Origin of the sequence: Sphingobacterium lumbrici, from assembly GCF_006476045.1 — a bacterium.
Classification (GTDB): domain Bacteria; phylum Bacteroidota; class Bacteroidia; order Sphingobacteriales; family Sphingobacteriaceae; genus Sphingobacterium; species Sphingobacterium lumbrici.
The window spans coordinates 124070-150776 of the sequence record NZ_SRZY01000027.1; the positions used below are offsets into that span (position 1 = coordinate 124070).

General features: G+C 37.0%; 23 protein-coding genes. 5 read left to right on the plus strand and 18 right to left on the minus strand.

Annotation, left to right across the window (positions count from 1 at the left end):
* Positions 1-125 precede the first annotated feature (125 nt).
* The gene (locus E4F24_RS08345) at positions 126-1187 is read left to right on the plus strand and encodes a patatin-like phospholipase family protein (protein WP_140938235.1); all 1062 of its coding nucleotides are present in this window, start codon (positions 126-128) and stop codon (positions 1185-1187) included.
* A gap of 28 nt (positions 1188-1215) precedes the next feature.
* Here the strand turns inward: E4F24_RS08345 and E4F24_RS08350 are convergent, their stop codons facing one another.
* The 8 genes from E4F24_RS08350 to fucP form a co-directional block, all read right to left on the minus strand.
* The gene (locus E4F24_RS08350; RefSeq protein ID WP_140938236.1) at positions 1216-2004 is read right to left on the minus strand and encodes an L-fucose dehydrogenase; all 789 of its coding nucleotides are present in this window, start codon (positions 2002-2004) and stop codon (positions 1216-1218) included.
* 4 nt (positions 2005-2008) lie between these two features.
* Positions 2009-2839, minus strand: a complete 831-nt coding sequence (locus E4F24_RS08355) for an amidohydrolase family protein (RefSeq protein ID WP_140938237.1) — start codon at positions 2837-2839, stop codon at positions 2009-2011.
* 1 nt (position 2840) lies between these two features.
* Positions 2841-3698, minus strand: coding sequence for a fumarylacetoacetate hydrolase family protein (locus E4F24_RS08360; protein ID WP_140938238.1), 858 nt, complete (start codon positions 3696-3698; stop codon positions 2841-2843).
* 133 nt (positions 3699-3831) lie between these two features.
* A complete protein-coding gene (locus tag E4F24_RS08365; protein WP_140938239.1) occupies positions 3832-4596 on the minus strand; it encodes an SDR family NAD(P)-dependent oxidoreductase in 765 nt (254 codons plus the stop codon).
* Between the two features lie 222 nt (positions 4597-4818).
* On the minus strand, positions 4819-6123 hold the full coding sequence (locus tag E4F24_RS08370) for an alpha-L-fucosidase (RefSeq protein WP_140938240.1): 1305 nt from the start codon (positions 6121-6123) through the stop codon (positions 4819-4821).
* A gap of 16 nt (positions 6124-6139) precedes the next feature.
* Complete coding sequence (locus E4F24_RS08375) at positions 6140-7804, minus strand: UxaA family hydrolase (RefSeq protein ID WP_140938241.1); 1665 nt, start codon at positions 7802-7804, stop codon at positions 6140-6142.
* 6 nt (positions 7805-7810) lie between these two features.
* Positions 7811-8140 (minus strand): L-rhamnose mutarotase, encoded by a 330-nt coding sequence (locus E4F24_RS08380; RefSeq protein ID WP_140938242.1) that lies wholly within the window; start codon positions 8138-8140, stop codon positions 7811-7813.
* Between the two features lie 2 nt (positions 8141-8142).
* Positions 8143-9402, minus strand: coding sequence for an L-fucose:H+ symporter permease (gene fucP / locus E4F24_RS08385; protein WP_140938243.1), 1260 nt, complete (start codon positions 9400-9402; stop codon positions 8143-8145).
* Between the two features lie 135 nt (positions 9403-9537).
* Between fucP and E4F24_RS08390 the strand changes: the two genes are divergently transcribed.
* Entirely contained in the window at positions 9538-10404 is an 867-nt protein-coding gene (locus tag E4F24_RS08390; protein ID WP_140938244.1) for an AraC family transcriptional regulator, read from the plus strand.
* 35 nt (positions 10405-10439) lie between these two features.
* Here E4F24_RS08390 and E4F24_RS08395 read toward each other — a convergent pair whose 3' ends face one another.
* The 8 genes from E4F24_RS08395 to fbaA all read right to left on the minus strand — a co-directional run bounded on the left by E4F24_RS08395 (position 10440) and on the right by fbaA (position 20336).
* Positions 10440-12728 carry a GH92 family glycosyl hydrolase gene (locus tag E4F24_RS08395; RefSeq protein WP_140938245.1) on the minus strand — a complete coding sequence of 763 codons (2289 nt, stop codon included), beginning with the start codon at positions 12726-12728 and terminating at the stop codon, positions 10440-10442.
* A gap of 55 nt (positions 12729-12783) precedes the next feature.
* Positions 12784-13761, minus strand: a complete 978-nt coding sequence (locus E4F24_RS08400; RefSeq protein WP_140938246.1) for an NAD(P)H-quinone oxidoreductase — start codon at positions 13759-13761, stop codon at positions 12784-12786.
* Positions 13761-16478, minus strand: a complete 2718-nt coding sequence (locus E4F24_RS08405) for a TonB-dependent receptor (protein WP_140938247.1) — start codon at positions 16476-16478, stop codon at positions 13761-13763. The genes E4F24_RS08400 and E4F24_RS08405 overlap by 1 nt, the downstream gene beginning before the upstream one ends.
* Positions 16479-16659: 181 nt before the next feature.
* On the minus strand, positions 16660-17187 hold the full coding sequence (locus E4F24_RS08410) for a ferritin (protein WP_140938248.1): 528 nt from the start codon (positions 17185-17187) through the stop codon (positions 16660-16662).
* Between the two features lie 174 nt (positions 17188-17361).
* Positions 17362-17730, minus strand: a complete 369-nt coding sequence (locus E4F24_RS08415; RefSeq protein WP_140938249.1) for a DUF6686 family protein — start codon at positions 17728-17730, stop codon at positions 17362-17364.
* Between the two features lie 143 nt (positions 17731-17873).
* The gene (hpf, locus tag E4F24_RS08420; protein ID WP_140938250.1) at positions 17874-18218 is read right to left on the minus strand and encodes a ribosome hibernation-promoting factor, HPF/YfiA family; all 345 of its coding nucleotides are present in this window, start codon (positions 18216-18218) and stop codon (positions 17874-17876) included.
* Between the two features lie 13 nt (positions 18219-18231).
* A complete protein-coding gene (locus E4F24_RS08425) occupies positions 18232-19113 on the minus strand; it encodes a tyrosine-type recombinase/integrase (RefSeq protein ID WP_140938487.1) in 882 nt (293 codons plus the stop codon).
* 143 nt (positions 19114-19256) lie between these two features.
* Entirely contained in the window at positions 19257-20336 is a 1080-nt protein-coding gene (fbaA, locus tag E4F24_RS08430; RefSeq protein ID WP_140938251.1) for a class II fructose-bisphosphate aldolase, read from the minus strand.
* Between the two features lie 173 nt (positions 20337-20509).
* Here fbaA and E4F24_RS08435 point away from each other — a divergent pair, with 173 nt between their 5' ends.
* From E4F24_RS08435 to E4F24_RS08445, 3 genes are read left to right on the plus strand one after another with little or no spacing between them, the layout of a single operon-like run.
* Positions 20510-20866 (plus strand): Spx/MgsR family RNA polymerase-binding regulatory protein, encoded by a 357-nt coding sequence (locus E4F24_RS08435; RefSeq protein WP_140938252.1) that lies wholly within the window; start codon positions 20510-20512, stop codon positions 20864-20866.
* Position 20867: 1 nt separating this feature from the next.
* Positions 20868-22823 carry a M1 family metallopeptidase gene (locus E4F24_RS08440; protein ID WP_140938253.1) on the plus strand — a complete coding sequence of 652 codons (1956 nt, stop codon included), beginning with the start codon at positions 20868-20870 and terminating at the stop codon, positions 22821-22823.
* A 1-nt stretch (position 22824) separates the two neighbouring features.
* Positions 22825-23511, plus strand: coding sequence for a hypothetical protein (locus E4F24_RS08445; protein ID WP_140938254.1), 687 nt, complete (start codon positions 22825-22827; stop codon positions 23509-23511).
* Between the two features lie 123 nt (positions 23512-23634).
* Here the strand turns inward: E4F24_RS08445 and kdsA are convergent, their stop codons facing one another.
* Both kdsA and recQ read right to left on the minus strand, forming a co-directional pair.
* Positions 23635-24450, minus strand: coding sequence for a 3-deoxy-8-phosphooctulonate synthase (gene kdsA, locus E4F24_RS08450; protein ID WP_140938255.1), 816 nt, complete (start codon positions 24448-24450; stop codon positions 23635-23637).
* Between the two features lie 9 nt (positions 24451-24459).
* A complete protein-coding gene (gene recQ / locus E4F24_RS08455; RefSeq protein ID WP_140938256.1) occupies positions 24460-26649 on the minus strand; it encodes a DNA helicase RecQ in 2190 nt (729 codons plus the stop codon).
* Between the last annotated feature and the right edge of the window lie 58 nt (positions 26650-26707).

Consider the following 26707-nt stretch of genomic DNA (forward strand, 5'->3'; position numbering starts at 1 on the left):
TATTGTAACTATTATAAATATAAAAAGGGATAGGGTATGAATATACCTTATCCCTTTTTTACATTTAACTACCATTATTTATTGCAAATAATTCGTATATTAGAATATACCGAACGTTCCCTTGTATGAAAAGAATATTGTCTATTGACGGTGGTGGCATTCGCGGTATTATACCGGGAATGGTTGTAGCAGCCTTGGAAGATAAAATAAGAAAACTAACCGGAGATCCTCAAACTCATATTTCCGAGTACTTTGATTTTTTTTCCGGAACAAGTACAGGAGGGATTTTCATTTCTCTGCTATTACTTCCTTCAGCAGATAATCCTCAAAAGCCGAAGTTTAGTGCACGTGAAGCATTAAATATTTATTTAGACCACGGAGAAGAAATATTTAATGCACGAAAATGGAGAAAGTTTTTGGGTAAATTTGGTCTCTTGAGCGAGTTATACGATGAAAAGGTTCTGGAAAAAGTACTACAAGACTATTTTGGTGATACAAAATTAAGTGAACTGATTAAACCTTGCATTATTACTGCCTACAATATAGAATTGCGTAAAAACCATCTTTTTAGACAGCAAAAAGCATTAAGTCATGGTGATTCTAGAGACTTTCTATTACGAGATGTCTGTAGGGCAACATCTGCAGCCCCAAGCTTTTTTTCGGTAGCCGAGATCTTTTCTTTAGCAGGAACGCGTTACACGTTATTGGATGGTGGTCTTTTTGCACATAATCCGGCCATAGCAGCGCTCCTTGAGGTTTTAAAAACGTTCAATACCTTTAAGATAACTGACATGAATATTCTTTCATTGGGTACGGGTATCACTAAAAATGCCTATAATTATGAAGACTTTAAGAAAAAGTGGGCTATTTCGATAAGTCCGGCTTTGGTAGACATTATGACATCCTCTTCTTCTGAAAGTAACGACTATTTTATAAAACAACTTTTTAAATCGGTAAAGAAACCAAATAATTACCGACGTATAGAACCTACAAACCTTTCTTCTATTAATCCTGCGATGGACGCGGCCAGTAAATCCAATATTCACAAAATAGTTACCTTAGCAGATAAAGTCGTAAGCGAAAATGAAGCTCTTTTAGATACTCTGGCTGCCGAACTAATACACGATAAAAAAGAAATTGAGCGAAGGGAGAAATCCGTATGGCACTTCTTAAAAAATAAAGAATAAGATTCGCCGCAAACTAACCTTCTCATCATTATTCTTTAATAAGAGCTCTATCTAAATGTACGTATCCACCGTCTACATGAATTAATTGACCTGTAGTATGGCTTGAGCGGTCGGACAATAAAAATACACTTGTGTAGGCAATCTCTTCGGAGGTTGTCATACGATGTTCCAACGGAATACGGTTGGTGATTTTTGTTAAGGTCTCTTCCGGATTATCCAATGTTTGAATCCACTTATCATATTGAGGTGTCGAAGCCTCAGCAACCACAATTGCATTGACACGGATACCATAAGGTAACAGTTCTACAGCCCATTCCCGCGTTAGTGCATTACGTCCACCATTAGCTGCGGCATACGCCGAAGTATTACCTTGACCTGTTTCAGCCGTTTTTGACGTGATATTAAGAATCGCGCCCTTCGATGCCTTTAACGCTTCCAGAGAATGATGTGCCATTAAATAATAGTGAATAAGATTGCTATGCAAAGATTGCACAAAACGTTCATAATTTCCGGATGCTAAACCAACACCATCATTAACACCTGCATTGTTTACTAAACCATCAATACGGCCAAATTGGGCCAATGTTTCTTTAATAGCATTTTCACAAGCTTGGGGACTTGACAATTCTGCTTGTATCGAGATCGTCGTAACTCCTAATTTCGCCACTTCTTCTCTCACTGTGTTGTTGTCAACTTGGTTTCTTCCCACAATAACCGGAATCGCACCTTCTTTGGCCAAAGCGACTACAATTGCACGACCGATCCCTTTGGCCCCCCCCGTGACTACAAAAACTTTATCTCTTAGATTTAAATCCATTTTCTTATTTTAAATTATAGAATTTAGCAGCATTTCCTCCCCAGAAAGCATTCAGCTCCATTTCTGTAAGAGATGTAATATGCTTATTCACTATTTCAATTCCCTGTGTGTAGGAAGCTGCCAACAACATCACGGGCCAATCTGATCCAAACATGATTCTTTCTGTACCAAAGGCACTAATTGTATGAGCAATATAAGGTGCAAAATCATCCACTTTCCAATTTTTCCAATCTGCTTCTGTTGCTAGACCTGAGATCTTGCAGCTTACATTTTTATAATCAGCTAGTTCTGTAATAAATTCGAACCACCCCTGCGTACCTCTATTTTTTATATCCGGCTTAGCGATATGATCTAAAACAAATCTCTGTTCGGGATTGGCCGCTACACATGCTAACGTACTACGGAAATGATGTGGTCCGATCAAAAGATCGTAAGTGTAATCATATTTTGTCAACGCCTTAATACCGCGTTGAAATGCTTCACGCAAGATAAAATCCGGATCCTCTTCTGCTTGAATAATATGCCTAAACCCTTTGATGACAGGCTCCTTTGTGTATTCTTGCAATTGTTCATCTATATTATCAGCTTGCAGGTCTACCCAACCGACCACTCCCTTAATTAATGCATAAACCTTAGATAGATCGACCAAAAATTGTGTCTCTGCTGCATTTTGACTTGCTTGTACAGCCACAGTTCCATCCATCTTACTCTCCTTCAAAATAGATGAAAGATCGTTAGGTAGAAAATCTCGCTGGATAACAGCCATATCATCTGTTATCCAACTGTCCTTTACCTTATCATATATCCAAAAATGTTGATGAGAATCTATACGCATACTATTTTCCTGAATAAGCTACAACTTCTTGTTTTTGTATTCCCAAATAATCGGCTCCTAATTCTATGGTGTCACCTGGCTTTAAATAAATTGGTGGGTTGAAACCTAAACCTACTCCGGCTGGGGTACCCGTAGAAATAACATCACCTGGAAGCAATGTCATAAACTGAGATATATATGAAATAATATGCTGAACAGAAAAAATAAGATTGCTGGTATTTCCATCCTGATAGGTTTGACCATTAACCTTTAACCAGAGACGTACATTATTTATGTCCGGAATTTCGTCTTGTGTTGTTAAAATTGGTCCCATTGGTGCAAAGGTGTCACAACCTTTCCCCTTATCCCAAGTTCCACCTCTTTCCAATTGAAAAGCACGCTCGGATACATCATTATGCAACACATATCCTGCTACGTAGTCCAATGCTTCAGATTCCTCCACATAGGAAGCCTTCTTACCAATGACAATCCCGAATTCAACTTCCCAATCTGTTTTTTCCGAATTGCGAGGAATCGTAACGTTATCATTTGGCCCTACCAATGATGACGTCGATTTCATAAAAATGATAGGTTCGGCCGGGATAGGAGAATTCGTCTCAGCAGCATGATCCTTGTAATTTAGACCAATACAAACGATCTTAGATGGTCGTGTAAAGGGAGCGCCTAAACGCACATTACCAGGAATTTCAACTAATTTACCATCGTTAGCTTTAACAAACTGATCCAGTCGAGCTAAGCCATTGTTCGCAAAAAAGTCTTCTGTATAGTCCCCTCCAAAGGCTGACACATCGTAATTTTTTCCATCAATTTGAACACCTATTTTTTCTTTTCCTGGTTCACCAAAACGTAGTAGTTTCATCGTATTTTAATTTATTAATTATGGTCGATGAGAGCTCAATGCAAATCATCGTCTTACCTATCAATGATTTACACTTCGGTTTCATCGTATTTTAATTTAATTTGTTAGATAGCACTTTTTTTTAAAGCAAATCTTAATTATTCAGTTTAATAAATCCTCCATCAATGGGATAATCATTGCCTGTAATAAAGCCCGCATCATCACTGCATAGAAATAGAGCGAGTTTTGCTATTTCCTCTGGTTTTGCCATACGGCCAATTGGCTGTGATTTTGAGAGTTTATCAAACATTTCTTCCTCTTTACCGGGATAATTTTTCGCGATAAAACCATCTACAAAAGGCGTATGTACGCGTGCAGGTGAGATACTGTTGCAACGAATATTGTCTGCTATGTAATCACGGGCTACCGATAGACTCATAGCAAAAATAGCACCTTTGCTCATTGAGTATGCAAACCTATCTGTAATACCTACCCAAGCAGCGATAGAAGCAAGATTTAAGATTGCTCCACCTCCATGTTTCTTCATCGATGGAATTACAGCATATAAGGCATTATAGGCGCCTTTCACATTGACATTAAAAATACGATCAAAATCGTCCTTACCACAATTTTCTATATTACCGACATGTGCGATCCCCGCATTATTCACCAAAATATCTACACGTCCTATTTTTTCAATGATGGAAGCTACTTCTTCTTGGTTCGATACATTACATTTATGTGCTTGAGCATTTCCTTCATTTTGAAGTATTCCCTCACATACCTGCTGTGCCTCCTCTTCATTTAAATCTAAGATATGTACCGATGCACCTTCTTTTGCAAAAAGTTCACTGATTGCTCTTCCAATTCCGCTTCCACCACCAGTTATAACTGCTACTTTATGGGTTAACTTTGACATTACTATTTATTCTATATATTTTAATCCAATAACCATTTCGCCAATTCTTTGGCGACTTTTAAATTTTCAAATTCCTTAGACAACTTTCGGTCATCTAACCACACCTGCTGCGGGTAAATTTTCTTATGTCAATTATTATTCTGTCATTTGGAAACATCGTAAGCTATGAGTAAGAAAATTAGCAGAAAAAAATTGTTCATAAGTTTAGATGTTGTTTGTTTTTTATTTCACATCCAATGTTAAAATTAATAAATCTTTATCAATTGACTTCGGAAGTAATATTTCCAATCCTGAACTCGTGCGTGTATATGATACCGATTTGTCATCATCGTAATTTGAAATTTTCTTTATATCGGGAACAAAATCCTTGATTAGCACTTTTTCTTGATTCGGATTAAAGATATGGATGTAAATTTTATTTGCTTTTTTTGTCAGTGCATATTCATCTGTGGGTGGAACAAAGCCACCCTCTGTTCCGTAAATCGTTTCGCCATACTTACTCAACCAATTCCCAATATCAAGAAGTCTATCCTGTTGATAATCTTGTATTTCACCATTTGGCATAGGGCCTATATTCAACAAGAGATTAGAGCCATATCCCGCAGCTTTGACCAAATAGGTAAGCACTTCTTTGAAACTTTTTTGTTTTCGGTCTTTAATATCAAACCCCCATGATCCAGCGATCGTACCACAAACTTCTTTAGGGAGATTTCCTACTTGATCAGCAGAGGTACCGTATCCCGTTGTATTCTGACCTGGCAAATCACGCTCAAACATCTGAAAATCTTCTCCTTCAAAAGTTGCTATATGATGGTTATTACCAATAAGACACTGTGGCTGTAATTGGTGAATCAAACGGTATATTTCATCATATTTCCAATCTGCTTCTGGTTTGTCCCAGTGGCCATCAAACCAGATTCCATCAATTTGGCCATAATTCGTTAACAATTCCGTCAACTGATCTTTCATAAACTGAATATAACTATCCCAATTACCTTGGGTGCTGTCACGACCAATTATTCCCTTTCCTGTTTTCCCTGCAGGTAAATAATCATCTCTGCCCCAATCCAAAAGAGAATAGTAAAACATTACTTTTATACCCTCTTCCCGACAAGCCTCTACCAATTCTTTTACGATATCTCGCTTAAACGGTGTCGCTTTTACGATATTATAATCTGAAACCTGAGAATCCCACATAGAAAACCCATCATGATGTCTCGAAGTGAATGTAATATACTTAGCGCCGGAGTCTTTAAAAAGCTTTGCCCACTTAGTCGCATCAAATGCGATAGGATTAAAAAAATCAGGTAATAAGCGATACTCACTTAATCCAAAATTCTGGTTATTCATTACCCATTCGCCATCCCCCAAAATGCTATAAACGCCCCAGTGGATAAAAACTCCAAAACGAGATTCTTCAAACCAGGCTCTATTTTTTAGGTTTTCTGAAGAAGGAACATAGTTCTGCTGTGCACTAACCGAGCTCATGCAGACTAGTACTAGAAAGAAGAAGAAGATTTTTTTCATCCTTTTATTTTTTTAGTTATAAAGATACACCTCTACGCCAGGGGATAAAATCATCCTGACCCAATTTAACTGCTTTAGGTTGTACTTCCCCGCTTGCTACTTGAATGACAAAATCCAATATGCGATATGCAGCCTCTTCTATCGTTTCCTCTCCATCTATAATGGTTCCACAATTTACGTCGATGATATCCGACATTTTTTCAAAAGTCTTCGTGTTTGTCGAAACTTTAATCACAGGAGCAATAGGATTACCGGTAGGTGTGCCCAATCCTGTTGTAAAAAGAACGATATTTGCTCCAGATCCGACTTCCGCTGTCGTACTTTCTACATCATTGCCCGGCGTACACAGCAGATTTAATCCGGGCTGATTCGCCAATTCAGGATAATCCACGACTGCAGTAACGGGTGATGTCCCTCCCTTTTTTGCTGCTCCGGCAGATTTGATAGCATCGGTAATCAAACCATCCTTTATATTTCCAGGTGAAGGGTTCATATAAAAGCCCGACCCATCGGCTTCTGCTTTAGCATTATATATCTTCATCAACGACATAAATTTTTCTGCCGTCTCTTCATCAATACACCTATCACTTAACTCTTGCTCTACACCACATAATTCCGGAAATTCGGCCAATATAACAGAGCCACCCATGTTGACTATCATATCGGATACATAGCCCAATGCGGGATTGGCAGAAATACCAGAAAAGCCATCTGATCCGCCACATTCCAGCCCAATACATAATTTGTCTAACGTCGCCGGCTGTCGTGTTTGTTTATTGACGTCCGCTAACCCCGCAAAGGTAGCTTTGAGCGCCTTTTGCATTAAATCTTGTTCTGTACCTTCAAACTGCTGTTCAAAAATATACAATGGCTTGTCAAAGTGTGGGTCTCTTTTAGCAATTTCGTCTTTCAGTATAGAAGCTTGTGCATGTTGACACCCCAGACTTAATACAGTAGCTCCTGCTACATTCGGATGTGTAATATATCCTGCCAACAGACCACACAACGCATCTGAATCTAAACGTGTGCCGCCACATCCCATATCGTGGTTCAAAAATTTAACACCATCTACGTTTTCAAATAAGCGGGTAGAACCCTTTTTTATTCCTGCCGGAGATAAATCAAGTTGTAATAAATCTTGCGCTGAAGCACCATTTTTATATTTTGAAATTAATGTATCGACTTCGTCAGCGTAGTCTTTAGACTCGACTTTATATCCCAGTTTTTCTTCTAAGGCCGATTTTAAAGTTAGAATGTTACGGTTTTCGCAAAATACCAGCGGTATTACCAGCCAATAGTTAGCAGTTCCTACCGTACCGTTACGCCGGTAAAACCCATTAAAAGTCCGGTTTACAAATGCAGATATGTCGGGTCTATTCCAACTTGTTTTTCGCTCTGAAAGTCTAAAATCATCTGAAGCGTGCCTTAAGTTATCTACAGTAATGAGCTCTCCTTCAGTAATTTTGCAATTTGTTTTTCCAACCAGAACACCATACATCAATACATCACTATCTTTTTCTAAAGTTGTTATAGTGAATTTATGTTTCGATTGCACATCTTGTTTTAATTCGATCGCTATTCCATCAAAATGTGCAAGATATCCTGCCGGGAGATCACGCAGGGCAACCAATACATTATCATCGGAATGAATCTGTAAAAAATCCTGTCTCAATTTTTCCATTTTATATTATAACTCAAATATCTTATCCATTAAAACCCATTTCTCACCATCCTTCGCTCCCGGAATTGCGGATTGATATTTCCACATCAATTTTTCCCATTCCTGCACTTTAGGATTCGATACATCCATAGCTGCTTTTTTTTCAAAAGAAAAGAGATCATTAACTTCCATTATCATAAATAATCTATTTTCGAATCTATAAATCTCCATGTTTAAGATACCCGAGGCTGAAATAGAAGCTTTTATTTCGGGCCATACATTCTTATGGAAATCGACATATTCTTGAATCAACTGAGGATCATCTATCAAATCCAATCCCAAAGCATATTTCCTCATATCTAATGTACACTATCTTTTACTTCGACCTTAGTTTGCTTATTCCTAAGTGCAAATAGCAATACTACCGCAAAACAGATCAATACAACATAATACCCCAATTGCAGATTACCCGTAGTATCCGATATCAGTCCCAATACCGGAGGGATGATAGCTCCACCTACTATTGCCATAATAATAAGACTTGAAGCAGATTTGGTATCTGAACCGATGCCCTCAACACCAAAAGCAAAAATCGTCGGAAACATAATCGACATAAAGAACGCAATGCCGATCATCGCGTATAAGGTCATAACCCCCGATCCGTAGATAACCACTACCGTCAACAAGATAGCTGAAGCGGCAAAAATTGACAACAACTTTGCCGGTGATATATAACGCATTAAAAATGTTCCGACAAAACGGCCAATCATAAAAGCGAGACCCGCGACACCAGCGTAATATTTGGCATTAGAGGGGGTTACGTGTGCAATTTCCGTTGCATACATGACAATAAAGCTCAACACACTTACCTGTGCACCCACATAGAAAAATTGGGCTATGACTGCCGAACTCACGTTTTTATGTTTCAAAGCGTGAAAAAATCCCTTCTTTTGATCTGTTTCACTATCCTTTATATCCGGTAGCTTAGTAAAGAAAAATACACAAGCTACAATCAGAATGATGATTCCTAAAATCATATAAGGTCCTTTTACAGCGGACGTTTCAGCTTGAATATAAGCGATTTTTGCCTGCTCACTTAAAGCAGCTATTTTATCGGTGCTTAGTGGTTCTTCAGAAAGAATATAGTTACCACCTATAATAGGGGCAATAAATGCGGCCAATCCGTTAAAAGATTGTGCAAAATTAAGTCGTTGTGTCGCTTTTGACGGATCTCCTAATACCGTTATATATGGATTCGCTGCAGTCTCCAATATAGTAAGTCCGCAAGCAACGATAAATAAAGCGCCTAAGAAAAAGGGATAACTGATGGTATTGGCGGCAGGAACAAATAAAAAACATCCAATCGCGAAAAGGATTAAACCAATTAGAATGCCCGTTTTATAGCCGTATTTCTTCATGATTAATCCAGCCGGGATAGCAAGTAAGAAGTAAGCGATGAATACAGAAGAATCTACCAACGAAGCTTGCAGCGTAGTGAGACTAAACGCATTTCTAAGATGAGGTATTAAAATGGGATCAAGATTATGAATAAACCCCCAAAAGAAAAATAGCGATGTAATTAAAATGATCGCTAATGTATATTTTTTTTGTTGTGACATATAATAAGATGTATAATTGATAATTCGAATTACGGAATAAATAACGAATAAAGTATTAATTATATTACCCATTTTATAAACGATATTACCATTATTTTATTTTAATTTGCAAACTATCTGAATATATAATACAAAATGCGGCTAAAACAACTAACCCCTCAAGGAAGCAGTTTTCAAAGCTTTCATGTACGGCATGATACCTATCCTAAGAATCATAATGTATGGCATTATCATGAAGAATTAGAATTTATTCAGATCAGAAGGGGTTCTGGTACGCTCTTTATCGGAGATTGTATTCGAAAGTTTGAACCTGGAGATGTGGTTCTCATCGGTCCCAATATCCCACATTACTGGTTTTTCGATCCAGAATACCTGGATGTTATTGAGCCTGTTGCTACTGACAATTGTGTGATACATTTCCAAAAGAGTTTTGCGGGCGAAGGGTTCTTTTATTTACCGGAAATGACCACCATTAAAGATTTGCTTATGGAAGCCAATAAAGGCTTATGGTACAAGTGCGATTCTACGGATCCGCTAAACAAACTTTTTGAAGACATTTTAATCGCCGATAGCTTTGAGCAGTTGTTAATTCTATTACAGGCATTGCATATTTTCCATCATAAGAAAAAGTCGACACTGGTAAGTGATCACTATGCGATCTTAAATCATTCGAGCGATCATAAACGTATGAATGATGTCGTAGATTACATCCAGACCAATTTTAAGCAACATATAGAATTAAGTGATCTGGCAAATTTGGCTGGCATGACAAACAATTCATTCTGCCGATATTTTAAACAAAAAACGGGTAAAACGCCATTAGAGTTTATTACTGAACTTCGAATCGCCTCGGCCTGTAAATTCCTGTCGGATACCAGTACACCTCTAAAGGAAGTCTGTTTTGAATGCGGATATAATAATTATGTAAGCTTTCATAACGCTTTTAAAAGTATCACTGGACTAACACCGAAAAGCTATAAAATAAAAGCAAGACTTGTGTAGGTCCCCGGATTTTTATTTTATAGCTCTTTAAGTTATTAATTGTCTTTACTTAGCGAAAAAGGCAAATCGGCTTTATTTACACCACGATTTTTATTCGGTACAGCGTCCATATCAAAAGATAATGTTGTTCCTTTTACCAATTCACTATGTTTAATGTAATTTTTGGTATAGTTCTTACCGTTCCATTTTAAATTTTTAATATAACGGTTGGTATCTGAGTTATTCTGAGTTTGAATATTTACTTTCTTACCGTTACTAAGATGAAGAGTTACCTTATCAAATATTGGAGATCCCAATATATATTCGTCTGTTGCAGGTGTAACAGGATAAAAACCTATTGCAGAGAAAACATACCAAGCGGATGTTTGACCGTTATCTTCATCACCACAATATCCGTCTGGATTAGGTGAATACATACGATTTATGGTCTCGCGCAACCAATATTGCGCCTTCCAAGGAGCTCCAACATGGTTGTAGAGGTAGATCATGTGTTGAATAGGTTGATTTCCGTGGGCATACTGTCCCATATTTGCAATCTGCATCTCACGAATTTCGTGTATCGGAAATCCATAATAGGAATCATCAAAAATTGGTGGAATAGTAAATACGGAGTCTAATTTTATTTCCATCGCCTGGTGGCCGCCCATTAATTTAGCAAGTCCTTCAAAATCCTGAAATACCGACCAACTGTAATGCCAGCTGTTTCCTTCGGTAAAAGCATCTCCCCATTTAAAAGGATTAAACGGAGATTGGAACGCTCCATTTTTCTTTTTTCCGCGCATCAATCCTGTAGACGGATCAAATAACTTTTGATAATTATACGCTCTACTCTTGTAGATTTGCTGATCCGATGCTGGTTTGTCCAACGCTTTTGCTAATTGATAGATGGTAAAATCATCGTAAGCATATTCTAGGCTTCTTGCTGTATTTTCGTGGATACCCACATCGTATGGAACATATCCCAGTTCTTTATAATAGTCTGCTCCCGCCCTTCCTACTGCTGCTATTGGGCCTGCATAATTAGCTCCTTTTAATACAGCTTCGTATAACGTGCCAATTTCTTTCGAACGAATTCCTTTAATCCACGCATCAGCTACTACAGACGCAGAATTATTTCCGACCATTATATTTCTGTAGCCCGGGCTAGCCCATTCCGGAAGCCATCCGCCTTCTTTGTATACATTTGCCAAGCCATCTTGCATTTTTTCACTCATTTCAGGATACATAAGATTTAAGAATGGAAATAAACAACGGAATGTATCCCAAAAACCAGTATCTGTAAACATATAACCCGGTAATACTTCTCCATTATATGGCGAATAGTGTATGACCTGTCCTGTGGCGTCTATTTCATAAAACATCCGAGGAAACAATAAAGAGCGGTATAGACAAGAGTAGAATGTACGCAGTTGATCTATAGATCCTCCCTGTACCTCTATCTTACTTAATTCCCGATTCCAAATATTTTCTCCCTCGGCAACGCATTCATCAAAATTTTTGCCACCCAACTCTTTCAAATTTAGGGATGCCTGCTCCAGACTAATGAAAGAAGAAGCTACTTTAGCAATCAATTGCTCACCTGAATTAGCAATCTGAAAACGCACAAGTGCGCCTACATGGTCAGCTTTCACCAAATAGCGATCATCGATTAAAGTTGAATCTGCAAATGTCGCAATGTTGGCAAACGGACGGTCAAATTGCATGACAAAATAATTCTTAAAATTAGTTGGCACACCGCCGCTATTCTTTGTTGTATAACCAATGATTTTGTACTCCTTCGGAATAACTTCAATATAGGAACCTTTGTCAAAAGCGTCTATCAAGACAAAAGCCGAATCTGTTTTTGGAAATGTAAACCGAAAATAAGCCGCCCTTTCTGTGGGTGTAACTTCTACTTTGGTATCATAATCAGCGAGGTAAACGGAATAATAATGTGGTTTGGCTACTTCTGCCTTATGCGAAAAATAGCTAGCCCGTTTATCTTGGTCAAATGTATTGTTGTTGACCATAGCCATAATAGAAAATTGGCCGTAGTCATTCATCCACGGAGAAGGTTGATGTGTCTGTTTAATACCCCGTATTTTTTCGGCTGTATATGTGTACATCCAACCATCACCCATTTTACCGGTCTGCGGACTCCAGAAATTCATCCCCCAAGGCATGGCTACCGCGGGATATGTATTTCCACTAGACAGAAAATAGGTAGATTGTGTACCTACAAGCGTACTAACATAGGTTAACGGTTTATCAATTTTTTGTGCTTTTAGGTTAAGGATACATAATACCCCTACAATAGATAATGTAAAATACTTCAATATATTCATAAGTATATAGGCTTATTCTTAGCCCGAAGATAAGGAATAAATATGTTAGCTAAAACTATTTAGCCTTAAAATTTAAAACAATTTTCCCCATAAAGTCTCCGTCTTCCATTAGCTGATGCGCTTTAACGACTTCTTCCAGAGGAAAAACTGCGTAAACATTCGTTTTGAATTTACCCTCTTCCAATAACGGAATGACGTTTTTTTCAATTTCCCGAGCCAGCTCGGCCTTAAAGTTCTCATCACGTGCACGAAGTGTACTGCCGGTTAGGCAGATCCTCTTCTGCATTAATTTTAACAAATTCATTTCAACCTTCGCTCCCTTCATCGCATTGATATACACCAAGGTTCCATCACTTTCTAGAAGATCAAAATTCTTGGCAAAATAATCACCACCTATACTATCTAGAATTATATTGATTTTTTCGTTATACCAGACTTTTTCATAATCATTGTTATGATAGTTTACAAAATCAAACGCCCCCAACTCTTTTGTAAAAGCACCTTTTTCTTCAGATCCAACTGTTGTATATACTTTTGCACCAAATAGACACGCCAACTGTATGGCTGTAGTTCCTATACCACCTGATCCACCATGAATCAATAAGCGATCTCCATATTTTAATTTGCCTCTTTGAAAAACATTGTGCCATACGGTAAAAACCGTTTCGGGCAAGCTTGCTGCTTCCACGAAACTAAGATTTTTTGGTATCAGAATACAGCTCCCAATGTGAACGGCTGTATATTCAGCATATCCTCCGCCACTTAGCAAAGCCATTACTGCATCTCCTATTCGCGATCCGTCTACCCCTTTCCCAACAGCTACTATTTTACCTGCTACTTCCAATCCGGGGATGTCTTGAGCTGCTCCAGCCGGGGCAGGGTAATTTCCTTTACGTTGGAAGATATCAGGACGGTTAATTCCTGCCGCATATACCTCTATTAACACATATCCTACTTTTAGCTTTGGAATATCACGTTGCTCAATTTTTAAAACTTCAGGTTTGCCAAATTCACTTATTACTACTGCCTTCATCACTTCTTTTTTGGGTATTTTTGTAAACGCATATTCAGCGAAAGCATGAAATATCTACCTAACCTGTTGTTACGTGCTTCGTAGACATCATTTCCAATATACTCAGAAGTAAACCCCATACTTTTATTCTGGTCAAATAAATCAAACCCTTGAATGCGTATTAATGCCAAATTATTTGGTAAAAAGGTGAATTCTACAAATCCATTCATTATCGTCGGATTAATGTTCATGAATGTACTTGTATATCCGTCATTGAACCGTTGAGACATTTCCATTCCTAACGAAATATGATCGTTAAAATATCCCTTTGCTCCTAAGCCTATCAAAAAGCTCTGTGCGTTGATTTTGGTACGGAAAGGAATATCATATTGTGCGTTATTAAGCATGTAATTTGCATTTATAACAGATTCAACATAATCAGACCATTGATAACGAACCTGTAATGCCTGATTGAAAAACAGCTGTCTTGTTGTTCTCTTTCTGTCGTCAATAAAAGAAAGATGGTTATAATAGTCCGTATTACCTGTTAAATCTAACTGCACGTCATCACTGAATAGAGGGGTATTAAATATATAGTACCACCGCATATCGTAATATCCTCCCGTATTCTTGAATGTGGTTTCCTGTATCGTTGAGTTATCGATAGACCGCTTATCGCTGACAATCTTATTGAGTGCAATGTTATACGCAAAGTTAGATTCTAGATATCGACCTGTAGACGCCGTTGTTTTGCGAAATGTAGTAGAAATACGGTGCAAAAACTCAGCTTTTAATTCCGGATTACCAACGACAATATTCCGCGAATTGGTATTATCAGTGACTGGAATAATTTGATAAAAATTGGGTTGATTATTTTTCCCTTTATAATCGATTTGCCAATCCATTTCATTACTGAACCGATAAATAATATTTGTAGAAGGGATCAAATTCACATTCTCATATTTGTATTCGACTTCTTCACGAGGTAATCTACCCTGCAATAGCAATGGTTGTACTGCAAAGCCAACATTTAATTTAAACTTATTATTTGGGATGAATTGATAATTTAAGCTAGTTCGATTACTTCTAAAAAAATAATTATAATCTACTGTTAATGAGTCAATATAGTTTACTGAATTCGATGGATTATTTATTAATTTATCTTCGACAAGACGAATCGCATTGATCTGCGTTATATCGAAGGAGTAACTAAATTCAAACAAACTTTTCGCAAAGAATGGTTCGACAAATCGTATTTCTGCCTTTGAACTACTGGTAATATTTTTAATATTAATAAATTGATTTTGTAAAAACTCTGTATTGATTGGTGTATTATCGGATAAATCATACGCTTGGTAATATTCTCTGGCCACTTCCTTTCTGCTATTATCATTCGAACTCAAGTGCAGATTTCCGATCAGTTTACGTCCTTTTTTATTAAAGTATTTAGAATATAACATTTCCAGTTCTCCATTTGGATTAGCCTGTGTTGTCGAATCTTGATACGTACCTAAGTTTTTCGAATCATAATTCCGCAGTTCAGTATCCTTTGTATTCGTAGCTATTTGTTTGTTAAACAATAGATTTCCCCCAACTTTCAGTGCATCTCTATTTTTGAATTTTGTTTCCATATCGAATTTAATCCGATGATTGAGGTCTATGGTATTGATCGAATAGTCTTCCTTTCGTTTAATGGTATTATCAATATAGGTAGATGTAAGCTCAGAAAAACCTTCGGTAGAATTTTCTTGACGAATAAAGCTATACGAGGCGTTTAAGTTGGTGTTATTTCCTATTTTTCGAGATACATTTATTCCCATGGAACTGACATTATTAAGACCGTCTGTCGGATCAGAATAATCTCCAATTTCCAGTAAAGATCGATCTCTTTCCCCCCCTGTTAATGAACCGAAAGAAAAAAGATTTGTATTGGTATTATTAATCGATCCAATGATGGAAACTTCTTCTCCATCGTTAAACTTATTCATACCAAAACTACCAATATAGCGCTCATTTGTTCCTCCACCAACGGTAAATTGTCCAAAATATATTTTTTTACGATCTTCTTTTAAGGTTATATTGATTATTTTTTCCGTATCGCCATCCTTCATTCCGGTTTGTTGGGCATCATTACCGTAAAAGTCTATTACCTGAATATTTTGAACGAAATCTGCAGGCAGATTGCGTGTAGCTGTAAGAACATCACCTCCAAAAAAAGGTCTGCTGTCCACTTCTATTCGATTTATAATCTTGCCATTGAAATATACCGAACCATCTCTTCCTACCTGAAACCCAGCCAAACCTTTTAACGCTTCTTCCAATAATGCTCCTTTTCTAAACTTGTAGGCACTAAAGTTAAATTGAGTTGTATCTTGTTTAAACACAATGGGTATAACCTTTACTATATTAATATCCTTAATCAAGAAACTGGAAGGTATTAACGTTATCTTAGGTAATAATATTATACTGCTGGCCTCGATAGAAAATAGTGATTTACTGACCATTTGATACCCCAACATACTATACGTAATGTACAAATTATTACCCTTTATATTTTTGAATCTGTATTGCCCTTTTTCATCCGTCATCTGAGTGATGGTATCTAGGGCAGTAGTAAGCCTTACACTTACAGATTTTAGCGGTGTACCCGTGCTGTCTACTACAGTGCCATAGAAGGTCTTGTTAGCAGACTGAGCGAATCCACTATTAGTAGTCAATAGACCAGTAATTGTTAACAAGAAACACGCTATTTTTTGATGGAGCAAGTGCACTTCAATATTTAAATTTTCTAATTAGTTCAATATACAAAATATTATCATTTAGTATCGTATTACAATAACGATAATTAAAAAAATATGGTATATAAAAAAAACGGGTTATTAATTATAATAACCCGTTTTTTTATTTTTTATTTAACGATTATTCGCCATCAAAAACTACTTTTGCCAAATGTCTGTCGATTTCCCAACGACCTGTTCCCTCTTCTCCGATCACATCAAACAACTCTAAGATACGACGAGCCACATACTCTTCTTCTACCTGCTCTTCTAAGAACCACTGCACAAAATTAAATGTTACGTAATCTTTTGATTTGACACATTGATCTGCAATATTGTTAAACTGTTCCGTTACAAACATCTCTTGTTCTAACGTTTGCTCGAAAATACCGCGGAAAGATTCAAAGTCAACAGGAATATTTGTTATTTCCGGTGAAATCGACCTTCCTCCCCGATTACTTACATAATTAAATAACTTCAGCATGTGTGCACGTTCTTCGTCTGATTGTTTTGCAAAGAATCTGGATGCATTATCTAGTCCTTGATCATCACACCAAGCTGACATAGCTAAATATAATGCAGAGGAATGTGCTTCTACCTTAATTTGAGCATTTAATATAGTTTCAATATTTTCAGATAACGATGATTTTAATTTTAATAAGTCTTTCATATACCCTATACTTTAAACATTCATTTATAATAACAATAATATTCTAGTATTGTTTATACAAATGTAAGCTATAAGTCTCATCATGGTACTAAATAATCGTAATACAAATTCAGTCTAAATTAAGAACCAAGAGACGTAACTTATTTAGAATCAATACAATTATAAAGAAAGGAATTAAGCAACAATTGCGCTGTAATGACCGTGTCTTAGCGCCTGTTTGATGGAGCGATTTAGTTCAAGCATAAATTTAGCACCAGCAAGTATCTCCCTAAGATTTAGGATGTCTTGAGGCGAAAGAATGAAACAACGTTCGGTACGAAAAGGCATCACTATTTCAAAATCTGAGGAACGAGAAGAGTCATTAAGCATCGCTTCGATATCAATGGAATCTATCCTTTTCTTAAACATAAAAAAGTCTCCAACTTTAAAAGCAGTTGTTGTTCCATTAAAGTCTAACCAATAACAATTTTTGCGACTACATTGGTAAACAGCCCCATGTTCAGTTTTAAAAACTTCTTCTACATTTGCTAATGGACAGATCATCTTATAAATTCTTTTTATATCAGATTGAAATATTCTATTCGTATCACAAAAGTAAAACTTATTAAGAATTAATCCAAATAAATGACAAAAAAAACGGTCTAAAATATAGACCGTTTCAAAAAATCACATTAATACTGAATATACTAAAATTCTTCCTCTTCTGTTGTAAGCAATTCCTTATGATTGCTCGCATTGGTACGCGTTTTCGTTTTGTGTTTATTAATCTGCCTTCTCAACGATTCTACTGCTATATCAGTAGCTTCTTCGAAAGTCTTTGCCTGAGACTTGGCAAACAGTTGATTTCCGGGAATATTTAACTTCAATTCTACTATCTTATTGGCTTCATCTTCTACATTTTCTAATCGGAGATAACATGCCCCTTCAATGATATTATCTAAGTATTGGTCTAATTTGTTAGCCCTTTTCTTGATAAAGTCTACCAATTTTTGATCTGCATCGAATTTGATTGATTGCACAGTAATATTCATTTTTCCTCCTTTTTTAAGCCTTTGGATGGGCTTGTTTATAAATTGATTTTAAACGTTCAGCAGAATTATGCGTATATACTTGTGTAGCCGCTAATCCCGCGTGACCTAATAACTCCTTTATAGCATTCAAATCTGCTCCGCTATCTAATAATGTTGTAGCAAAACTGTGTCTCAAAATATGAGGACTTCTCTTCTTCTGGGAAGTAATCATAGTAAGATAATTTTTTACGATCCTGTAAATCAATTTTGCATACGCAGGTTTTCCTTCTCTAGTAACGATAAGATATTCTGTTTTGTTTTCAAAATCTTGATCTTCTTTCTTTACCAAGTACGATTTCAGTTCCGCCAATAAGGTTGAATGCAGAGGAACATAACGCTCTTTGTTCCTTTTACCGAATATAAGAATTTTTTTATTGAAAACATCAAGATCTTTCTCTTTTATTTTCAATAATTCTGAAAGACGAATTCCCGTGCCAAATAACAGCTCCATTACGAGATAGTCCCTTTGTTCTTCAAAGCTCTCCGTTGTATATTCCATGCCCTCCAAAAGAGCTACGATCTTATCTTTTTCAACAATAACAGGCAGTTTTTTTGGTATTTTTAAAGCCTTGATGAGACGTACCGGGTTTTGGAGAACAATACCTTCACGCTGCAAGAATTTATAATACGATTTAATCGAAGATATGGCTCTATTCACAGATACAGCCTCCTTCCCTCCTTCTTTGAGTGTTGAAAAATAATATCTCAACAATTTATAATCCACCTCTTCAAATTTTACACCTTCACGAACTATAAAATCCAATAAGCCGTCAATTTCTTTCGCATAGGCACTTAGTGTATGCGGTGAAAACCGTTTTTCGAAGGTCAAAAAATTTAAAAATCGCTCCTTATACATATCGTGCTCTGAACTAGCAGTAAGATAGGTAAAAAAAATATCATAATGGAATGTTTTCAACGGATATTAACAAAATTTAAATTTCTTCCGACAAAAAAAGGGAGAAACGATCGTTTCTCCCTTTTTCTATACAGTTGTACTCTTTACAGTTTACTGTTTACATCAATCGCATTTAATTCTTCAAAAGCCTGTTTAAGTCGGGTAACAAAAGCTTCTTCACCTTTGCGTAACCACACGCGCGGATCGTAATATTTTTTATTTGGAGAATCAGCTCCTTCAGGATTACCAATTTGTGCTTGAAGGTAGTCGTGGTTTTTGGCTTCATAGCCTTTAATACCATCCCAAAATGCCCATTGCATATCCGTGTCAATATTCATTTTGATAGCACCGTATGAAATTGCTTCTGCAATTTCTTCAGGAGAAGAACCTGAGCCGCCATGAAATACAAAATTAACTGGCTTCTCTGCAGTCAAACTGTATTTCTCACGGATATAGTCTTGTGAATTTTGAAGAATAATAGGTTGTAATTTTACATTACCCGGCTTATATACACCATGTACATTACCAAAGGCCGCGGCTACAGTGAATTTATCAGAAACTTTAGATAATTCATCATACGCATAAGCTACTTCTTCGGGCTGTGTGTATAACTTAGAGCTATCTACATCTGAATTGTCTACACCATCTTCTTCGCCTCCCGTAACCCCCAACTCAATTTCCACTGTCATGCCAAGTGGTTTCATACGTTCCAAATATTTTTTAGAGATCTCAATATTTTCCTCAATAGATTCTTCTGAAAGATCTAACATGTGAGAAGAAAATAAAGGTTTACCATTTTGAGCAAAGAATTTTTCACCTGCATCTAATAAACCATCGATCCACGGTAACAACTTCTTAGCAGCGTGATCGGTGTGCAAAATAACAGCAACGCCATAATGCTCTGCCAATAGATGCACATGATGAGCGGCAGAAATCCCACCTAGAATACAAGCTTTCAAACCATCATTATTCAATGATTTTCCAGCATAAAATTGCGCTCCACCATTTGATAACTGTATAATTACAGGAGAATTAACAGCCTTTGCCGTTTCCATTACAGCATTGATGGAATTTGTTCCGATTACATTTACAGCAGGCAACGCAAATTTATGTTGTTTTGCTAACTCAAATAATTCTTGTACTTGATCACCTGTCAATACACCTTTAAAATCTTTTAGGCTCATATTTTTATTTGTATTTAATTGCGTTTTATTTTTTTGGAATTTAAAGATAGTGATTTTTTTATTCTTTCAAAAACATAGTGTAAATAATACACTAACAAAAACAAAACTCATTTATTCCTTATTTAAGAGTTATTGGTATCTTTAGAGCTACTTACATATTTAATCACTATATAATGGTTGAGATTTACGGCATAAAAAATTGTAACACGGTAAAAAAAGCTTTAGACTGGTTAACAGAGCACGAGATAACGTATACATTTCATGATTTTAAAAAGGAACCTGTGCAGGAAGAGAAATTGATTGAATGGACGGAAAAAGTATCATGGGAGCAACTCGTTAATAAAAAAGGGACTACCTGGCGCAAATTAACGAAGGAAGAGCAAGACAATGTAAACGACATTTCATCTGCAATAAGGGTTTTATTGGTCAACAATAGTATGATTAAACGACCTATTATAGAGTACAACAATCTTGTTCTTTTAGGATTCGATGATAATGTTTATTTAAGTACACTAAGAACTCCTCATTAGTATGATAAAAGGATTATATTTTGCGGCCTTAATAATGACTTGCCTATTCATTTCAGTTTCTGCAGGGGCTCAGGAAAAGAGTATCTATAATTATACAGAAGCTTTTGCTACAGATTTTTATAAAAGCAACGGCACATTGTATCGTTCTGCGAGCGGCAAACCAGGCCCTTCCTATTGGCAAAATGCAGCAAGCTATAGTATTAAAGTCAAACTGGATGATAAGATGAATCGCATAACTGGTTCGGTCACCACGACCTACATTAATAATAGCCCTGAGGATCTTGACTTTATTTGGTTACAATTGGATCAGAATCTATTTAATAACGATTCGAGAGGTCAAGCTACTATTCCGCTTCAAGACGACAGTCGCTACGGAAATTCTCAAAATACCTTTGACGGTGGTTATACCATTCGAAATGTTAGAGTAGACTCACAGTCCGATGTTACATACAGCGTTAGCGATACACGTATGCGACTCAATTTGCCTACACTATTGAAAGCCTATGGAGGTACAGTCTCATTCAGTATGGATTTTGAATTCACCATTCCGAAATATGGAGCAGATCGCACAGGTATCTTAGGTACATCGAATGGCAATATCTATGCAGTCGCGCAATGGTATCCAAGAGTATGTGTTTTCGATGATATTCTTGGATGGAATACACACCCTTATACGGGGCCCGGCGAATTTTATTTGGAATTTGGAGATTATGATGTAGAGATCACTACTCCGGCCAATCATATCGTAGTTATGGGTGGCGAACTGATCAATCCGGAAGAAGTCTTTACCAAAGAACAGTTGGATCGCTACAATCAAGCGAAGTCTTCAAACAAAACTGTACTTATTCGTTCGGAAAGTGAAATAATCAATACGTCGTCTAGACCCAATAAAAAGGAACTAACTTGGAAGTATATCTTAAAAAATGCCCACGATGTCGCTTGGGCTTCATCCACTGCGTTTATATTAGATGGCGCAAAGATTAATCTGCCTAGCGGCAAATCCGCATTAGCATTGTCAGCCTACCCAAAAGAAAGTAATGGAGGGAATGCATGGGAAAGATCTACCGAATATACAAAAGCATCGATTGAGCACTATTCACAGAAATGGTACGAGTACCCTTATCCCGTAGCTGTTAATGTAGCTTCCAATGTAGGAGGAATGGAATATCCTGCGATTTCGTTCTGTGGACATAAAGCCAAGGCAGCTAATCTTTGGGGTGTTACTGATCATGAATTTGGACATAATTGGTTTCCAATGATTGTAGGTAGCAACGAAAGATTACATGGATGGATGGATGAAGGGTTTAATACTTTTATCAATGATATTTCGACCGAAGTGTTTAATAAAGGTGAATACAATATCAAATACGGGCAACGCAACAGGATGACGCCAATTTTGTTCGACCCTAATTTGGAGGCCGTTATGAACACGCCGCAAAACATGAAGGAACGTAATATTGGCACACTCTTATACTATAAACCAGCTTTTGCGCTTCATTTGTTGAGAAACGAGATCATCGGAAAAGATCGCTTTGATGCCGCGTTTAAAAAATACATTAATGTATGGGCTTACAAACACCCCACCCCGGATGATTTTTTCCGATTGATGGAAAATGAAACCGGAGAGAATCTAAACTGGTTCTGGAGAGGGATGTTCCAGCATAACTGGCAAATGGATCAGGCGATTACCAACGTGCGATATGTGGAATCCGACCCATTAAAAGGCGCTATTGTGAGCGTTGACAATTTAGGCAAATTGCCTATGCCTGTAGAAATCGAGGCGACTACTGAAAGTGGCAAAAAAATTACGGTAAAATTACCTGTGGAAATTTGGGAAAGAAACACAAGATGGACATTTAAAATTCCCTCAACAGAAAAATTGACAACGATCAAATTGGATCCACGAAATGTATTCCCTGACATCAATCCAGAAAATAACACTTGGAACACAAAATAGCATGAATAAAATAAATTACGTAGTGGCTCTAATCCTCTTTCTATTAGCAGGGATTGCCACACCGATACAGGCACAAAATTTTACCGGAATCGTGTACGAACTAGAGAGTAGCCATACACTGTGGAATGTGACGGTTACAAATCTGCGCACCAAAGAACAAGTCAATACCGACCGCGAAGGAAGATTTAAAATCAGTGCTAAACTTTACGATTATTTAGAACTCGAATTGCCGGGCTATCAAAAAGATACGGCTTTTCTTTATGAGGAAGGTGTTCGGAGAATCTATTTATTGCGTGATGACAATACCATTCTTATTAATGAGGTATTGGTTACCCGCTTAACAGATAGTCGCTTGATTGCAGAAATTGCCCGGGCAAAAAACGAAGGCAAAGTAGTCGATGCCAGTCAACAACAAGGTGGATTGCGTGTTTCCCCTTCCCGTCTCTTTGGTCGCAAGGCAAAAGAAGCGCGTAAAAATCTTGACCTATTAATTACTGAACAAAATAATCGTCAGATTGATCGTAAATTCACCAACCAGCTTATTGCATCTTTGGTTCCCCTTACAGACGAGGAAATTCCTCTATTTAAAGAACGGTACCGTCCTAAATTGGAATTTGTACAAGTGGCCTCCCCACAAGATTTACAGGTTTACATATTAGATTCTTACAAAAAATTCAGAGCAGATTAGATCATCATTTGGAATCATATTGAATTTACGTAGCCTTTCGGCTCATTTAAACTAATCAAAAATCAAGGTCTAAGAAGTTACTTAATTCTTTCTTAGACCTTGATTTTTTGAAATCGTTCAAGACTACAAGATTGCTTCTCTCAGCCGTACTAATTTTGTCAACAAATCTTCCAAATAATCCAGATGAAGCATATTGGCGCCATCTGATTTAGCATTTGCCGGATCTGGATGTGTTTCAATGAAAAGTCCATCCGCCCCAACGGCGATAGCTGCTTTCGCAATGGTTTCTATTAGCTCGGGTTTCCCACCAGTTACACCGGAAGTTTGATTTGGTTGTTGTAAAGAGTGTGTACAATCCATTACCGTTGGTACATTAAACGCTCGCATTACAGGGATCCCTCTGAAATCAACGATCAAATCCTGATAGCCAAATGTATTTCCACGATCTGTCAAGAATACTTTTTCATTGCCAGCGTCTTTTACTTTATCTACTGCAAATTTCATCGATTCGGCCGATAAAAATTGACCTTTTTTGATGTTGATTACTTTTCCTGTTTCAGCAGCAGCAACCAATAATTCGGTCTGACGACATAAAAAAGCAGGTATTTGCAGAACGTCTACATAGGCTGCAGCCAACGCTGCCTCATGGCTTTCGTGAATATCCGTTACAGTGGGAACGCCAAACTCCTTTCCTACTTTTTCTAGGATCTTTAGTGCCTTTTCATCTCCTATACCTGTAAATGAATCTACACGTGAGCGATTCGCTTTACGATATGAACCTTTAAAAATATAAGGTATATTTAGTTTACTCGTAATGGCAACGATTTTTTCGGCAATTCTTAACGCGATATCTTCGCCTTCGATGGCACATGGTCCGGCCATTAAGAAAAATTGATTGGATTGCCCATTTTTTATTTGAGGCAAATATGTATTAATCATTTGTAAATATTAATTTCCTAATTCTGATATAAACTTAATACGCATCAATTGAATATCTTCATACGTATAGTCTGCTTCACCCAACTCTTTCAACGCTTCTTTAATAGAATCTACTTCAGCCGATTTGAAGTAATCATAAACTTCATCCTGCAGATCTTGATCAATCATTTCGTCAACAAAATAACCGATATTCAATTTAGTACCTGAATAAACAATAGATTCTACTTCTTTGAGTAGGTCTTCATAGCTTATGCCTTTGGACGAAGCAATATCATCCAACCCTATTTTACGATCTATATTTTGAATTATAGAGACTTTCAGTGCAGATTTATTAGCTGTACTTTTCACAACAAGATCTTGAGGCCGATCAATATTATTATCTTCTACATATTGTTTAATGAGTTCAATAAAAGGTGCGCCAAATTTCATTGCTTTACCCGATCCAACACCATGGATTTGTTTAAGCTCCTCAGATGTAATCGGATAATGTGTACACATTTCGTCAAGCGAAGGATCTTGAAAAATAACAAAAGGCGGTAAAGATTTTTGTTTGGCTATTTTTTTTCTAAGCTCTTTAAGCATCTTAAGTAACTCGGTATCCAACGCAGCCGAGCTTTGTGTAACATCATCTCCACCATCTTCATCGATGAATTCCATTGGCTTATTGATAATGAATTTTATCGCATACGGATTATCCAGGTATTTTTTACCCGATTCCGTTAGTGTCAACAATCCATAGTGATCAATATCTTTTTTGATAAAGTCAGCTAATTCCGCCTGACGGATCACTGAATTCCAATAATTTACACCTTCTTCTTTCCCCGAGCCAAATAACTTGTGTTCATCGTGTTTGTAGGATGAAACGGGTTGATTATTTTGTCCCATTAACACATTGATAACATGATGGTCGTCAAATTTATCACCCTGCTCTTTAATAAAACCTAATACCTTAAGCAACGGTTCTTCTGCATTAATGTGGGTTTTAGGGGCTCTACAATTGTCGCACATATTATTACACCCCATCTCATCAAATTTTTCACCAAAATAATGTAAAATTTGCTTACGGCGACATACAGACGACTCAGAATAGTCGATCACTTCTTTTAATATCTGTGTACCTATTTCTCGTTCAGAAACGGGCTTATCTTTCATGAATTTCGTCAGTTTTTCGATATCCTTCTTAGAATAGAATGCTACACAGATACCTTCTCCCCCATCCCGACCAGCTCTGCCCGTTTCCTGATAATAGCCTTCCATTGATTTCGGAATATCATGATGGATCACATACCTTACATCGGGTTTATCTATCCCCATTCCAAAGGCAATAGTTGCGACAATCACTTCCACATCTTCCATCAAAAATTTGTCCTGTGTATCGGCTCGTGTTTTCGCGTCTAAGCCAGCGTGGTATGGCAATGCTTTTATTCCGTTGATATTAAGAACCTCGGCGATTTCTTCTACTTTCTTACGGCTAAGACAATAAATAATCCCCGTTTTACCGCTATTATTTTTTATAAACCTAACGATCTCTCTTACAACTTTATTCTTGGGACGTACTTCATAATACAAATTAGACCGATTGAATGAAGACTTGAATAATGTAGCATTATTCATCTGTAAGTTTTTTCGAATGTCTGATTGTACTTTTGGTGTTGCGGTAGCCGTTAGGGCAATAATAGGAATATTATCACCTATACCATTTATAATCTGACGTATCTTTCTGTATTCGGGGCGAAAATCATGTCCCCATTCAGAAATACAATGCGCTTCATCAACCGCTACAAAAGAAACTTTTATCGATTTCAAGAACAACACATTATCCTCCTTTGACAACGATTCCGGAGCCACGTAGAGCAACTTTGTTTTCCCCGCAGTAACATCTGCTTTCACTTTGGTAATGTCGCCTTTTGTCAAAGACGAATTCAAAAAATGAGCTATACTTTCATTCCCCCCGAAAGCTCGAAGCTGATCAACTTGATTTTTCATTAATGCAATCAGCGGCGATATGACTATTGCCGTTCCATCGCTCATTAATGCTGGTAACTGATAACAAATTGACTTTCCTCCTCCAGTAGGCATAATCACAAACGTATCCTTCTTATTTAATACATTTGTAATAATTGCCTCCTGATCCCCTTTAAAAGTATCAAAACCAAAAAATTCTTGCAGATTATCAAACAGTGATTTTTCTATTTCCATCGACGCAGACACAAAATTAGATAGACTCTTAAGTTAAAAAACTTATTTTTGTAAATAT

What these genes read in the sequence shown, in the direction of transcription:
- E4F24_RS08390 (WP_140938244.1), top strand. Translation starts at nt 9,538, where the DNA reads ATGCGGCTAAAACAACTAACCCCTCAAGGAAGCAGTTTTCAAAGCTTT.
- E4F24_RS08440 (WP_140938253.1), top strand. Translation starts at nt 20,868, where the DNA reads ATGATAAAAGGATTATATTTTGCGGCCTTAATAATGACTTGCCTATTC.
- E4F24_RS08425 (WP_140938487.1), bottom strand. Translation starts at nt 19,113, where the DNA reads ATGTATAAGGAGCGATTTTTAAATTTTTTGACCTTCGAAAAACGGTTT.
- E4F24_RS08365 (WP_140938239.1), bottom strand. Translation starts at nt 4,596, where the DNA reads ATGTCAAAGTTAACCCATAAAGTAGCAGTTATAACTGGTGGTGGAAGC.
- E4F24_RS08380 (WP_140938242.1), bottom strand. Translation starts at nt 8,140, where the DNA reads ATGAGGAAATATGCTTTGGGATTGGATTTGATAGATGATCCTCAGTTG.
- E4F24_RS08435 (WP_140938252.1), top strand. Translation starts at nt 20,510, where the DNA reads ATGGTTGAGATTTACGGCATAAAAAATTGTAACACGGTAAAAAAAGCT.
- E4F24_RS08415 (WP_140938249.1), bottom strand. Translation starts at nt 17,730, where the DNA reads ATGATCTGTCCATTAGCAAATGTAGAAGAAGTTTTTAAAACTGAACAT.
- E4F24_RS08345 (WP_140938235.1), top strand. Translation starts at nt 126, where the DNA reads ATGAAAAGAATATTGTCTATTGACGGTGGTGGCATTCGCGGTATTATA.
- E4F24_RS08350 (WP_140938236.1), bottom strand. Translation starts at nt 2,004, where the DNA reads ATGGATTTAAATCTAAGAGATAAAGTTTTTGTAGTCACGGGGGGGGCC.
- E4F24_RS08370 (WP_140938240.1), bottom strand. Translation starts at nt 6,123, where the DNA reads ATGAAAAAAATCTTCTTCTTCTTTCTAGTACTAGTCTGCATGAGCTCG.
- hpf (WP_140938250.1), bottom strand. Translation starts at nt 18,218, where the DNA reads ATGAATATTACTGTGCAATCAATCAAATTCGATGCAGATCAAAAATTG.
- E4F24_RS08375 (WP_140938241.1), bottom strand. Translation starts at nt 7,804, where the DNA reads ATGGAAAAATTGAGACAGGATTTTTTACAGATTCATTCCGATGATAAT.
- E4F24_RS08400 (WP_140938246.1), bottom strand. Translation starts at nt 13,761, where the DNA reads ATGAAGGCAGTAGTAATAAGTGAATTTGGCAAACCTGAAGTTTTAAAA.
- E4F24_RS08395 (WP_140938245.1), bottom strand. Translation starts at nt 12,728, where the DNA reads ATGAATATATTGAAGTATTTTACATTATCTATTGTAGGGGTATTATGT.
- E4F24_RS08355 (WP_140938237.1), bottom strand. Translation starts at nt 2,839, where the DNA reads ATGCGTATAGATTCTCATCAACATTTTTGGATATATGATAAGGTAAAG.
- E4F24_RS08360 (WP_140938238.1), bottom strand. Translation starts at nt 3,698, where the DNA reads ATGAAACTACTACGTTTTGGTGAACCAGGAAAAGAAAAAATAGGTGTT.
- fucP (WP_140938243.1), bottom strand. Translation starts at nt 9,402, where the DNA reads ATGTCACAACAAAAAAAATATACATTAGCGATCATTTTAATTACATCG.
- E4F24_RS08445 (WP_140938254.1), top strand. Translation starts at nt 22,825, where the DNA reads ATGAATAAAATAAATTACGTAGTGGCTCTAATCCTCTTTCTATTAGCA.
- recQ (WP_140938256.1), bottom strand. Translation starts at nt 26,649, where the DNA reads ATGGAAATAGAAAAATCACTGTTTGATAATCTGCAAGAATTTTTTGGT.
- fbaA (WP_140938251.1), bottom strand. Translation starts at nt 20,336, where the DNA reads ATGAGCCTAAAAGATTTTAAAGGTGTATTGACAGGTGATCAAGTACAA.
- kdsA (WP_140938255.1), bottom strand. Translation starts at nt 24,450, where the DNA reads ATGATTAATACATATTTGCCTCAAATAAAAAATGGGCAATCCAATCAA.
- E4F24_RS08410 (WP_140938248.1), bottom strand. Translation starts at nt 17,187, where the DNA reads ATGAAAGACTTATTAAAATTAAAATCATCGTTATCTGAAAATATTGAA.